Raw genomic sequence first — 12,024 nt, forward strand, 5'->3', positions numbered from 1 at the left:
GTAAGTTGGCAGCATCACCTTCTTCCGTACATCAATTTCTCGGTGCCACCTACCCGGTAACAGCGGATGAAGCCCCTTTTTATTGGCGTAATGGCATGGGTTTTTCCGATGATATCAACCAGGTGCTATTTGATTATGGCACGGTAACGTATCCCGCTTTACAAATTGCCTGCGCGCTCGGATATAAAGAGATCTATCTCGCGGGCCTGGATATGAATAACTTTGCGACGCCGCGGTTTTATGAACAAAGAGAAAACATGTTATCGACCCGGCTTGAAAGAGACTTTAATCCAATCATTAATGCTTTCATCACCGCTCAATTATATTGCGAAGAAAATAATATTCGCGTGATAAATCTTTCCCAAGCGAGCGCCGTCAATGCATTCCCCAAAGTCGCGTGGGATAGCGTCGAAAAATAACTCACCGTTAGATGAAAACTGAAGCCCGCGTTAGCGCGGGCGTAGCGGTCATGAAGGCATCGATTTACGTACCGCACTGAGTAAAATCTGTGCGCCAGCCGAAAGCGGTGTGTCGACACGGGTCAGAATGCCAATCGGCTCGCCCTGGCCCTGAGTGCCAATCGGCAGTGCGGTAAGAATACCGCGACGTAAATCATCTTTCACCGCCCCGGAAGGGACGAACCAGATGTAGTTATAGTCCACCGTCAACTGGCGGGAGAGCGATGCGGAGAGGGTTTCAATACAACCCGCGGGCATTTTACACCCCTGGTTTTGCAGCAACGTTTCTGCGTTCTGTCGCGGAACCGTGCCTTTGGGCGACACCACGACCGGCCATTCGAGCACCCGGCTTAGGGTAATATTGTCCTGCAACAGGGGATGATCGGGGCGAACCACCAGCTTCAGCGATTCCAGGAACAGCAGCTCATAGTTAAGCCCGGTCATTAACTCCGGATCGGACATCCGGCCAATACCCAAATCAATATCACCGGATTTTAACGCCGCCAGCAGCATCGTATTGTTCATGGTGGCGACCTGTAGCGTCACCTCTTTTTGCTGCTGATGAAACGGTCCTATCACGGAAGGTAAAACACCGAGGGCGGCAGTTGGTAGCGCGCCGATGCGCACCACATCATTGTTAACACCTTCTTTACGATTGAGCGCCTGGCCTGCTGTGTTCAGTGCGTCAAGAACCTTCACCGCATGGGTTAAAAACTGTTCGCCGGTGAGGGTGAGTTGTGCGCCCATGCGGCCGCGTTCGAACAGCCGAGTGCCGGTGAGTTGCTCCAGCTCATTGAGCGTTTTAGAGAGCGCGGGCTGGCTTAAATTGAGAGTTTCAGCCGCTCGCCCCAAAGTTCCTTGCTGGGCGACGGCTACGAATGTGTGCAGATGGCGCAGACGAATGCGCTGACTAAAGAGAGCATTTTTTTCCATAAGCGATGTTAAAAACGAAGCGGTATCAGTGACAAGTGATGTTGTTTAAATTTGATAACTTGCTAGCAAAATATTATTAACATTTGTGCGGTTTAACAGACAAGCGTTTTGTTGCATAAGAATAGGGAAAGTATCGCTACGCAGGTTTGCGCGTAGCGACACTGGAGAAAAAACGTTACACGTCGAAAAAGACGGTTTCTTTCTCGCCCTGAAGATAGATATCAAAGCAATACACCGTTTCGCTTCCACGGATTTCTTTGCGGCCAATCAGCGTCTGGCGGCGAACTTCCCATTCGATGATATTCAGCACCGGATCTTTGGCGTTGGCTTGCGTCTCGTCGGAGAAGTACATCCGCGTATTCAGGCCGATGTTAATCCCTCGTGCCACGATCCACAGGTTAACGTGCGGAGCCATCATGCGCCCATCGCGACCCGCTACCGGGCCGGGTTTGATGGTGTCAAAACGCCAGACGCTGCTGTCAAAGTTAGAGCAGGCACGGCCCCAACCGCGAAAATCCTCATCCAGCGCTTTTTCCTGCTGCTGGTCGGCGATGTGGTTGTAGCGCCCGTTGGCGTTGGCCTGCCAAATCTCAATCAACACATCGCGCACCGGCGTGCCTGAACCATCAAACACGCGCCCCTCGATGGCAATCCGTTCGCCTGGGGTGTGGCTGTTAGTCAGCGTTGGGCCAAAATTCTTCTCGAAAATATGAAAACCAGCCGCATCTGGCGCAAGGCCAATGTGCACGTAGGGACCGGCGGTTTGAGACGCGGTTTCCGGCAAATAGTCTTTCATCGTGCTGCCCCCTGAGTGCGGTTTTCAAATAACGTGGCGCGGTGGCCGCGCAGGACTAAATCAAAGCGGTATGCCAGGCAATCCAGCGGTATCGCCGCATGGGTATCCAGCTCGGCAATCAGTGTGCGAATTGCATCATCGTTATTAATGGCCTTCACGATAGGACACTGTTTGATAAGCGGGTCGCCCTCAAAGTACATCTGGGTAATCAGACGTTGGGCAAAAGCTTCGCCGAAAATCGAGAAGTGAATGTGCGATGGACGCCAGTCGCTGGCCTGGTTACGCCACGGATACGGGCCAGGCTTAATGGTGCGGAAAAAGTAGTAGCCATTTTCGTCGGTCATCACCCGGCCACAGCCGCCAAAGTTGGGGTCGATAGGGGCCAGATACTGATCTTTCTTATGGCGATAGCGGCCACCGGCATTAGCCTGCCAGACTTCAACCAGCGTGTTTTTCAGTGGACGACCAAACCCGTCGCGCACGTAGCCGTGAACGATAATGCGCTCGCCAATCGGCAGACCTTCTTTGGCGTAGTTAAGGATCAGGTCATTATCCAGCGGGCCAAGATCTTGCTGGGAAAAGACCGGACCGGTAATTTCGGACAACGAGTTTTGCAGCGAGATAAGCGCGTTGCGCGGTGAACGCAGAACGCTGGTTTTATAGCCCGGTGCATAAGCCGGCGGGTGATTGTTGTAATCCCGGTGAATCACTTCTTGCGGTGACCATTTCGTGCTCATAGGTGGCTCCGTGTAGGGTATTTTATTATTGCCACAGACAGTGTGTGTAAATGTATTGTTAATTTAAAGTGAATTTAAGGTGTATTTTGAATAACCTATGGTTATGCAATGGTGGAAATTCACTTACTAAATCAAGTCAGTAGCCGGGATCACACTTTGTAAATTCTTACCGCATAGCGTCCTTGGTTTTCCTACACTGCAAATATGGTCACAGGAGACATGACAACATGGCGCACACCCTTTCGGCAGATGATATTCGGGAAGAGTTTTCACAAGCGATGTCGGCGATGTACCAGCAAGAAGTCCCGCAATATGGCACTTTGCTGGCATTAGTAGCTGACGTAAATCTGGCCGTGCTGGAAAATAACACGCGCTTACATGAGCAATTGGCCAATGCCGATGAGTTGGCACGGCTGAACGTTGAACGACACGGGGCGATCCGCGTGGGTACCGCGGAAGAACTGGCGACGCTATGCCGCATTTTTGCCATCATGGGGATGCAGCCGGTCGGCTATTACGATCTTTCGGTCGCCGGGGTTCCGGTTCACTCCACCGCGTTTCGCCCGGTGGAGGATGCGGCGCTACAGCGCAACCCATTCCGCATTTTTACCTCCTTACTGCGTCTGGAGTTGATTGACTCTCCGACGCTGCGGCAAAAAGCCGCGCAGATCCTGGCCCAGCGCGATATTTTCACGCCTCGTTGCCGTGCGCTGATGGATATTCACGACGAACAGGGGGGCCTAACTGCCGTCCAGGCGCATGAATTTGTCCACGAGGCGTTAGAGACCTTCCGCTGGCATCGCCACGCGACGGTAGATAAAGAGACCTATCAAGCGCTTAACCAACAGCATCGACTGATTGCCGATGTGGTGTGCTTCCCTGGCTGCCACATCAATCACCTGACGCCGCGCACGCTGGATATCGACCGGGTACAGTCGCTGATGGCGGAATACGGTATTGAACCGAAAGCGGTAATTGAAGGCCCGCCGCGTCGTGCGGTGCCGCTGCTGCTACGCCAGACCAGCTTTAAAGCGCTGGAGGAACCGGTGCAGTTTGCCGGGGAACTCAGCGGCACCCACACTGCGCGCTTTGGTGAAATAGAACAGCGCGGCGTGGCGCTCACGCCCAAAGGCCGGGCGTTATACGACAAACTGTTGGCCGAAGCGGGGGTTGGTAAAGACAATCTGACGCATCAGGAACACCTGCAGGCGGTGTTTAAAGCCTTCCCGGACAGCGAGTTTTTACTGCGTCAGCAGGGGCTGGCCTGGTTCCGCTATCGCCTCACGCCAACCGGTGACGCGCACCGACAGGCCATTCGTCCCGGCGACGACCCGCAGCCACTTATCGAACGCGGCTGGATTGTGGCACAGCCTATTACCTACGAAGATTTCCTACCGGTCAGCGCGGCGGGGATATTTCAGTCAAACCTGGGGGATGAGACCCATACCCGTAGCCATGGCAATGCCAGCCGCGAGGCCTTTGAACGGGCGCTGGGACGGGCGGTACTCAATGAATTTAGCCTCTATGAAGAGGCCGAATTGCGCAGTAAACGCCGTTGCGGTCTACTTTAAAACGGGTACTCTGCAGGGATTGAAAGTAAAAAGGACAGATTCATGCAGAATGCTTCAACCCGCGTGGAAACTCAGCAGGGAACGTTGTCGGGAGTGGTGGACGGGGATATCCATCTGTGGCGCGGAATTCCTTACGCCGCAGCGCCAGTCGGTGCTCTACGCTGGCGCGCACCGCAGCCGGTAACACCGTGGGGCGGTGTGCGTCAGGCCGCTCATTTCCCCGCATCAAGCTGGCAAAACAGCGAATATTGCGTGGCGTTGGGGGGCGGAGATCCGGGCCATTTTTCCGAAGATTGCCTCTATCTCAACGTCTGGTCGCCCGCCGAACGCTCGGCCAGCCTGCCGGTGATGGTCTGGCTGCACGGCGGCGGTTATTCCATCGGCGCGGGTGGTTTGCCTCCGTACGATGGCAAAGCGCTGGCAAAACGCGGCGCAGTGGTGGTGACGATCAACTATCGCCTTGGACATCTGGGCTTTTTTGCCCATCCCGCGCTGGAAGGTGAAGACGGTGAACGGCTGTATAACTTTGGTTTAATGGATCAAATCGCTGCGCTGCGCTGGGTGCAAGAGAATATCGCGTCCTTTGGCGGCGATCGTGACAATGTCACTTTATTTGGTGAGTCTGCCGGTGCGCGCAGCGTAATGTCGTTGATGACCTCGCCGAAAGCGCACGGGCTGTTTCACAAAGCGATTATCCAAAGCAGCTACACATTACCCGATCTGCCGCGTGAGACGGCGCTGGTTCGTGGTGAGCGGCTGGCTGAACATCTCAATCTCCCTAATGCCACTGCGGACAAGCTACGCGAACTGCCCGCCGATGCCTTCTGGTCACTGGACGATGTCCATAATATCGGGCCGGTGCCTATCGTCGGCGATGCGGTTTTGCCGCAGCCAATGCTCGACGTTTTCTATGCCGGAAAACAACACGCCATGCCGGTGCTGGTGGGTTCCAACAGTGATGAAGCCAGCGTGATGCCGGTATTTGGCGTCGACCTTGCCGGGCAGATTCAGAAACTGCGCCGGGAAAGACGTTTGGGGTTAGGGCTGATTAAGCTGCTGTATCCGGGCGTGAAGGGCGATGAAGCGCTGGGTCGACAGGTTTGCCGGGATATGGCGTTTACCACCCTGGGCTATGTGGTGATGCAGGCGCAGCAGCGGGTTAATCAACCCTGCTGGCGCTACTGGTTTGATTATGTAGCCGAAGCCGAGCACCAGACCTATCTCCACGGCGCGTGGCACGGTAACGAAGTGCCTTATATCTTCGATACGCTCGGGCAGATAACGCCGTCACGTGATTATGTCACCGCTGATGACCTGGCGTTTGCATCCGGCGTCGCCGACTACTGGGTCAACTTCGCCCGCGACGCCAGCACCAGTCATACCGTGCTGGCGGGGCCGGTGCGTTGGCCTGCGGCGGTACGTGGTTGCGACCGTTTATTGCGCATGGGTCTCAACAAGCGCGCAGGTTTTCGCGTCGAAAACCGTTTTATGCGTGCCCGGATGGCGCTCTTCAAACGCGTAATGAAACATCATGTGAATCTGGACTAGCAGATTTTGTTCGCTGACCAATTGGATTATCAGTCAATTTTGTCTAGAGTGGGCGGTTCTGAGGCCGTTTTTATTTTGCAGCATTCCGACTTTAAAAGGACGCTTTGCCAGGCATGAATCGCAGACACTTTCTCAAATCTTCAATGGCTGTTGCCGCCGTGTGTGGTACCTCCGGTTTTGCATCGCTTTTCTCCCAGGCCGCGATGGCCCAGGAGTCCGATATCGCCGACGGCCAGACGCGTCGTTTTGATTTCAACGTCCTGCAATCTATGGCGCACGATTTGTCGCGCCAGCCGTGGAGCGGAGCCCCGCGCGCGCTGCCGGATACGCTGGCAAAGCTGACGCCGCAGGCCTACAACAGTATTCAGTACGATGCGTCGCAATCCCTGTGGAACAACGTTAAAGAGCGCCAGCTCGACGTGCAGTTCTTCCACGTGGGGATGGGTTTCCGTCGTCGCGTACGCATGTTCTCGCTCGACCCAGCCAGCCAGCAGGCGCGTGAAATTCATTTCCGCCCGGAGCTGTTCCAGTACAACGACGCGGGCGTCGACACTAAACAACTCGAAGGGCAGACCGATCTCGGCTTTGCAGGGTTCCGTGTATTTAAAGCGCCGGAACTGGCGCGACGTGACATCGTTTCATTCCTCGGCGCCAGCTATTTCCGCGCGGTGGACAGCACCTATCAGTACGGTTTGTCGGCGCGTGGCTTAGCGATTGATACTTATACCGACAGCCTGGAAGAGTTCCCGGACTTCACCTCGTTCTGGTTTGAGACGGCGAAACCGGGGGCGACCACCTTTACCGTTTATGCGCTGCTCGATAGCGCCAGCGTCACCGGTGCCTATAAGTTCGTGGTGCACTGCGAACAAGCGCAGGTGATCATGGATGTGGAAAACCATATCTATGCGCGTAAAGATATCAAACAGTTAGGTATCGCGCCGATGACCAGTATGTTTAGCTGCGGCAACAACGAACGTCGGGTCTGCGACACGATTCATCCACAGATTCACGACTCCGATCGTCTGGCGATGTGGCTGGGCAACGGCGAGTGGATTTGCCGTCCGCTGAATAACCCGCAGAAGCTGCAATTCAACGCCTATCAGGATAAGAACCCGAAAGGCTTTGGTCTGCTGCAGCTTGATCGCGATTTTACCCACTATCAGGATGTGATGGGCTGGTACAACAAACGCCCAAGCCTGTGGGTTGAACCTCGCAATCACTGGGGTAAAGGGGCCGTAAGCCTGATGGAGATCCCAACTACCGGTGAGACGCTGGATAACATTGTTTGCTTCTGGCAGCCGGAAAAACCGATGAAAGCCGGCGATACCATGGACTTCAGCTACCGTCTGTACTGGAGTGCGATGCCGCCGATTCGTTCTCCGCTGGCGCGCGTGCTGGCCACGCGTACCGGCATGGGCAGCTTCCCAGAAGGTTGGGCTCCTGGCGAACATTACCCAGAGAAATGGTCTCGTCGTTTCGCCATCGATTTCGTCGGCGGCGATTTGAAAGCGGCCGCGCCGAAGGGTATTGAACCGGTGATTACGCTCTCCAGCGGCGAAGCGAAACAGATTGAGATCCTCTACGTCGAACCGTTCGACGGCTACCGCATTCTGTTCGACTGGTATCCGACCTCCGACTCGACTGACCCGGTGGATATGCGGCTGTTCCTGCGCTGTCAGGGCGATGCCATCAGCGAAACCTGGTTGTACCAATACTTCCCGCCGGCACCAGACAAACGTCAGTACGTTGACGACCGTATCATGAAGTAATGCCTCTATAGCCCGGCCGAGCAGCGCGACGCCGGGTTTTTTCTCCAGAACGGAACCTCTTGACCATGACTCCCGCAGAAACTATCCCCGTCAGCGATACGCTTTCCCTCCAGGCCGTCAACGAAAGCCATATTCACGAGCTGCACCAACTGGTGCTGGACAATAGAGACTGGTTGCAGCAGACGCTGAACTGGCCGCAGTACGTGAAAAGCGAGCAGGACACCCGGCAGAACGTGCAGGGTAATATGATGTTGCACCAGCGCGGCATTGCTAAGATGTTCCTGATTTTTGGCGAGGGTAAAATGGTCGGTGTGCTCTCCTTTAACCAGATAGAACCGTCGAATAAGACCGGCTACATCGGCTACTGGCTGGATGAACGTGTGCAGGGCCAGGGGATCCTCTCGGCGGCGCTACAGGCGTTTATACGCTACTACGTTGAGAGCGGTGATATTCGTCGCTTCGTGATCAAATGCCGGGTGGATAACCTGCGCAGCAATCAGGTCGCCCTGCGAAACGGCTTTTTGCTGGAAGGGTGTTTACGCCAGGCCGAGTTCCTCAACGATAGGTTCCATGACCAGAATATCTACGCGCGGATTATCGACAAGTCCGGGTCATAACGCGCCAAACAGCGGCGTGCGAATAATACGCTGCGCGCCGCTGAACGATTTTCGTCCCCGCAGATGAATCGCTTCTCCCGGCAACGCCTCGACCACTACGCTGTCGGTCAAATCAATGTGATACTCGAGCAGCACATCGCCCGTCACCAGCACGTCGCCCTGCACCAGAACATGATCGTCAAGCAGGATTGGGCCGCCGCGTAATCGCGCGTTGCCGCCGACCAGCACATGATGTTTCAACACGCAGTTGCCTTCAACCACCGCGTTTTCAGCCACCTGCGCGCTGTAGCGCAGGGTGGGGATCTCATCTTCGCCGTATCCGGCAATGATGTGGGCATTGCCGTAAACCTTCGCGCAGTCGCACACCCAGATATTATTCTCTTCATTCCCTTCAAGACGCGCGTGGTCATAAATCTCCGCTCGGTGTTCAACAAAGGCGTAATTGAGCCACGCATTGCCGTAGATTTGCGCCTGGTGGACCACCCGGCAGTGGCTAAGGCGGGCGCTATCGTAGATTTGAAGCTCTCGGTCCTGCTCGGCGGTTAAACCTTTGGCGCCAACGATTTGGCAGTAATCGCTAATCCGCGCGTGACCAAACAGATGACAAACGCCATGCACCTGCGAATCCTGTATCGCGACATGGCCGCTTAGACGAGCGTGGTGGCTGATGTGGCAGGCATCGACCCAGGCGTTGTCGCTGATTAACGCCAGATGGCTGATTTCACAGGGGCGGGTCACGCGGGCATTGCCTTCCACTCGCGCATCGGCGTAGACCAGACTATTTTCGTCATAAATCCAGCAGTCGCCGTCGTGGCTCAGCGACCGTTCATTTTCCAGCCAGCCGCCGGGCGTACCAGCAGTAACGTCGGAAAAATCGCGCAGGGCGATAGTCTGGCGAACCACCCGGCTTTCTTTAGCACCGGGTCCACCCGTTTGTACGGTGCGACTTTCCTCGCTAAGACGGTATTTTTTCATCACAGGTTCCGAATTTATGCTTTTTTTAACTGTAGCAAAACCTGAACTTAGCGGCCGTTTCTGCGGTATAACATGTGATTCACACAGCCATAAAAGGCGGGGCGTTCTCTTTTTCTCGCTAGCATCGGCATAAAGAATCATTTAAAATGCAACTTAAATAATATTTGAATTTATAAACAAAATGCATAATAAAGACGATGAAGCCCGGGTACTTAATCTTCCGGCGGGCTATTTTGGCATGGTACTGGGCACTATCGGCATGGGCTTTGCCTGGCGCTACGCCAGCACGATTTTGCCGGTGAGTCATGCCATTGGCGATGGGCTGGTGATTCTGGCGATCGTCATGTGGTCGCTGCTCACGGTGTCTTTTCTGACCCGGGCGCTGCGTTTTCCTTACAGCATCTGGCAGGAGATGAATCATCCGATTGCCAGCAGCTTTGTGAGCCTGTTTCCCGCAACCACCATGCTGGTGTCGATTGGCGTTACGCCGTGGTCGCGAACGCTCGCCCTGGCGCTGTTCAGCGTAGGCGTGGTGCTCCAGCTTTGCTACGCCGCGTGGCAAACCGCCGGTTTATGGCGCGGTGAACATCCTGCCGAAGCCACCACGCCAGGCCTCTATTTGCCGACCGTGGCGAATAACTTTATTAGCGCGATGGCCTGCGGCGCGCTCGGTTTTAACGATGCCGGGCTGGTGTTTCTTGGCGCGGGCGTCATCTCCTGGCTGACGCTGGAACCGGCTATCGTGCAGCGTCTACGCAGCGGCGGTACGTTATCGGTGCCGTTGCGGACTTCGTTGGGTATTCAGTTAGCCCCGGCCTTAGTGGCCTGTAACGCCTGGCTTAGCGTCAACGGCGGCCATGCGGATGTCTTTGCCAAAATGCTGTTTGGCTACGGTCTGTTGCAATTGCTGTTTATGCTGCGTCTGATGCCCTGGTATCTCCGACAGGCGTTTAACGCGTCGTTCTGGAGCTTCTCGTTCGGCATTTCGGCGCTGGCGTCTACCGGTCTGCATCTCGGCCACGCCAGCGGCTCCGGATTTTTCCATAACCTTGCGCTACCGCTATTTATTTTCACCAATATCGTGATTGGCCTGCTGCTGCTAAGAACGCTGTTATTGCTACTTCAGGGCAAACTTTTGACCCGTGTTGCACCGTCGACACTGATGAAACCGAAGGATGAATAATGACCACTCGTGATGAAAACTACTTCACCGAAAAATATGGTATGACCCGCACCCATTCCGATGTGGTGCACGCGGCGACCATCGTTAAACCGGGGAAAACGCTCGATCTGGGCTGCGGCAATGGCCGTAACAGTCTGTACCTTGCGGCAAATGGCTACGATGTCACCGCATGGGATAAAAACCCGATGAGCATTCAGAATCTGCTGTCGATTCGCGATGCGGAAGGGCTGGAAAACCTGCAGGCGTCGATTGAGGATCTCAATGCGCTGAGCTTTGATGGCGAGTACGATTTCATTCTCTCGACCGTGGTGATGATGTTCCTTGAAGCCAAAACGATCCCGGGTTTGATTGCCAATATGCAGCGCTGCACTAAGCCTGGCGGTTACAACCTGATTGTGGCGGCGATGGATACCGATGATTTTCCCTGCACCGTTGGTTTCCCGTTCGCGTTTAAAGCGGGTGAGCTGAAAGAATACTATGCCGGCTGGGATTTACTGAAATATAACGAAGATGTTGGCGAGTTGCACCGTACCGACGAAAACGGAAATCGCATTAAATTACGCTTTGCGACGATGCTGGCACGCAAGCAATCATAATTGGTATTTATATAACGGGCGCAAGCCCGTTATTTGGTGAATCATTATTTATTAATAATGCGAGCAACCTCCATTTTTGCCACGACAAACTCCTGATTCCTTTGCTATAACTTACTGGCATTTGTGCATTTATCAGGGATTATTCTCATGCGTACTCAATCTTTTTTTAAAGTGGCCGCTCTTGTGGGCGTCATGGCATTGGCTGGCTGTGCTTCAAAAACAACGACACCTGAACAATACTCAGGTTTTTTAAAAGACTATTCGGGCCTTAAGGAAGTGACGTCGGCGTCAGGAAAAAAAGAACTGCGCTGGATCTCCCCGGATTACAAATCAAGCAACTACGATAGCATCGTCTACAACCCGGTAACGTATTATCCGGTCCCTAAACCTACGACCCAGGTTGGACAAAAAGCGCTGTCTGACATTCTTGCCTATACCAATACCGAATTGAAGAAATCCCTCGGCGATCGCAAACCGCTGGTGACAAAAGCGGGCCCGCGTAGCCTTATCTTCCGTGGCGCAATCACGGCGGTAGACTCCAGCAAAGAAGGTCTGCAGTTCTACGAAGTCATCCCAATTGCGATGGTAGTCGCCGGTACCGAAGCTGCTACTGGACACCGTACCATGGACACCAACCTTTATTTTGAAGGCGAAGTGATTGATGCGGCGACCAACAAGCCGGTTATTAAAGTTGTCCGTAAAGGCGAGGGGAAAAACCTGGCGAACTCAAACACGCAGTTGACGCTGGATACGCTGAAAAAAGTTATCGATGATATGGCGATTGATGCTGTGAAATTCGACCCCGACCAAAAATAACTGACGTATTATTTTATAAATAAAG

The 12,024-nt window shown here is 54.2% G+C and carries 11 protein-coding genes and 1 pseudogene; 8 read left to right on the forward strand and 4 right to left on the reverse strand.

The window, feature by feature from the left end:
* Nucleotides 1-419: pseudogene (locus LZ634_RS13945) on the forward strand (hypothetical protein); the annotation flags it as partial.
* A gap of 48 nt (nucleotides 420-467) precedes the next feature.
* Here LZ634_RS13945 and LZ634_RS13950 read toward each other — a convergent pair.
* From LZ634_RS13950 to pcaH, 3 genes are all read right to left on the reverse strand, one after another.
* The gene (locus tag LZ634_RS13950; protein ID WP_234506199.1) at nucleotides 468-1,391 is read right to left on the reverse strand and encodes a LysR substrate-binding domain-containing protein; all 924 of its coding nucleotides are present in this window, start codon (nucleotides 1,389-1,391) and stop codon (nucleotides 468-470) included.
* A gap of 175 nt (nucleotides 1,392-1,566) precedes the next feature.
* On the reverse strand, nucleotides 1,567-2,187 hold the full coding sequence (pcaG, locus tag LZ634_RS13955; protein WP_234506203.1) for a protocatechuate 3,4-dioxygenase subunit alpha: 621 nt from the start codon (nucleotides 2,185-2,187) through the stop codon (nucleotides 1,567-1,569).
* The gene (pcaH, locus tag LZ634_RS13960) at nucleotides 2,184-2,924 is read right to left on the reverse strand and encodes a protocatechuate 3,4-dioxygenase subunit beta (protein WP_234506205.1); all 741 of its coding nucleotides are present in this window, start codon (nucleotides 2,922-2,924) and stop codon (nucleotides 2,184-2,186) included. Before pcaH ends, pcaG begins: the two co-directional genes overlap by 4 nt.
* A 227-nt stretch (nucleotides 2,925-3,151) precedes the next feature.
* On the opposite strand from pcaH, the gene LZ634_RS13965 reads away from it, so the two are divergent.
* The 4 genes from LZ634_RS13965 (at nucleotide 3,152) to rimL (ending at nucleotide 8,429) form a co-directional block, all read left to right on the forward strand.
* Complete coding sequence (locus LZ634_RS13965; RefSeq protein WP_234506208.1) at nucleotides 3,152-4,495, forward strand: VOC family protein; 1,344 nt, start codon at nucleotides 3,152-3,154, stop codon at nucleotides 4,493-4,495.
* Between the two features lie 42 nt (nucleotides 4,496-4,537).
* Nucleotides 4,538-6,043, forward strand: a complete 1,506-nt coding sequence (locus tag LZ634_RS13970) for a carboxylesterase/lipase family protein (protein WP_234506211.1) — start codon at nucleotides 4,538-4,540, stop codon at nucleotides 6,041-6,043.
* A gap of 113 nt (nucleotides 6,044-6,156) precedes the next feature.
* The gene (locus LZ634_RS13975; RefSeq protein ID WP_234506216.1) at nucleotides 6,157-7,812 is read left to right on the forward strand and encodes a glucan biosynthesis protein D; all 1,656 of its coding nucleotides are present in this window, start codon (nucleotides 6,157-6,159) and stop codon (nucleotides 7,810-7,812) included.
* A 65-nt stretch (nucleotides 7,813-7,877) separates the two neighbouring features.
* Entirely contained in the window at nucleotides 7,878-8,429 is a 552-nt protein-coding gene (gene rimL, locus LZ634_RS13980; RefSeq protein ID WP_234506219.1) for a 50S ribosomal protein L7/L12-serine acetyltransferase, read from the forward strand.
* On the opposite strand, the gene ydcK is transcribed toward rimL, so the two are convergent.
* A complete protein-coding gene (gene ydcK, locus LZ634_RS13985) occupies nucleotides 8,424-9,404 on the reverse strand; it encodes a YdcK family protein (RefSeq protein ID WP_234506223.1) in 981 nt (326 codons plus the stop codon). The two genes, rimL and ydcK, sit on opposite strands and share 6 nt — an antisense overlap.
* Nucleotides 9,405-9,585: 181 nt before the next feature.
* Here ydcK and tehA point away from each other — a divergent pair, with 181 nt between their 5' ends.
* From tehA to LZ634_RS14000, 3 genes are all read left to right on the forward strand, one after another.
* Complete coding sequence (gene tehA / locus LZ634_RS13990; RefSeq protein ID WP_234506225.1) at nucleotides 9,586-10,587, forward strand: dicarboxylate transporter/tellurite-resistance protein TehA; 1,002 nt, start codon at nucleotides 9,586-9,588, stop codon at nucleotides 10,585-10,587.
* On the forward strand, nucleotides 10,587-11,183 hold the full coding sequence (tehB, locus tag LZ634_RS13995) for a tellurite resistance methyltransferase TehB (protein WP_234506228.1): 597 nt from the start codon (nucleotides 10,587-10,589) through the stop codon (nucleotides 11,181-11,183). Before tehA ends, tehB begins: the two co-directional genes overlap by 1 nt.
* A gap of 147 nt (nucleotides 11,184-11,330) precedes the next feature.
* The gene (locus LZ634_RS14000) at nucleotides 11,331-11,999 is read left to right on the forward strand and encodes a DUF3313 domain-containing protein (RefSeq protein WP_234506231.1); all 669 of its coding nucleotides are present in this window, start codon (nucleotides 11,331-11,333) and stop codon (nucleotides 11,997-11,999) included.
* The last annotated feature ends 25 nt before the right edge of the window (nucleotides 12,000-12,024 follow it).

Source organism: Kluyvera intermedia (assembly GCF_021440345.1).
Taxonomy (GTDB): Bacteria; Pseudomonadota; Gammaproteobacteria; order Enterobacterales; family Enterobacteriaceae; genus Kluyvera; species Kluyvera intermedia_A.

Coding starts and splice junctions, on each gene's coding strand:
- LZ634_RS13950 (WP_234506199.1), bottom strand. CDS start 1,391: ATGGAAAAAAATGCTCTCTTTAGTCAGCGCATTCGTCTGCGCCATCTG.
- ydcK (WP_234506223.1), bottom strand. CDS start 9,404: ATGAAAAAATACCGTCTTAGCGAGGAAAGTCGCACCGTACAAACGGGT.
- LZ634_RS13965 (WP_234506208.1), top strand. CDS start 3,152: ATGGCGCACACCCTTTCGGCAGATGATATTCGGGAAGAGTTTTCACAA.
- pcaG (WP_234506203.1), bottom strand. CDS start 2,187: ATGAAAGACTATTTGCCGGAAACCGCGTCTCAAACCGCCGGTCCCTAC.
- tehA (WP_234506225.1), top strand. CDS start 9,586: ATGCATAATAAAGACGATGAAGCCCGGGTACTTAATCTTCCGGCGGGC.
- LZ634_RS13970 (WP_234506211.1), top strand. CDS start 4,538: ATGCAGAATGCTTCAACCCGCGTGGAAACTCAGCAGGGAACGTTGTCG.
- rimL (WP_234506219.1), top strand. CDS start 7,878: ATGACTCCCGCAGAAACTATCCCCGTCAGCGATACGCTTTCCCTCCAG.
- LZ634_RS13975 (WP_234506216.1), top strand. CDS start 6,157: ATGAATCGCAGACACTTTCTCAAATCTTCAATGGCTGTTGCCGCCGTG.
- pcaH (WP_234506205.1), bottom strand. CDS start 2,924: ATGAGCACGAAATGGTCACCGCAAGAAGTGATTCACCGGGATTACAAC.
- LZ634_RS14000 (WP_234506231.1), top strand. CDS start 11,331: ATGCGTACTCAATCTTTTTTTAAAGTGGCCGCTCTTGTGGGCGTCATG.
- tehB (WP_234506228.1), top strand. CDS start 10,587: ATGACCACTCGTGATGAAAACTACTTCACCGAAAAATATGGTATGACC.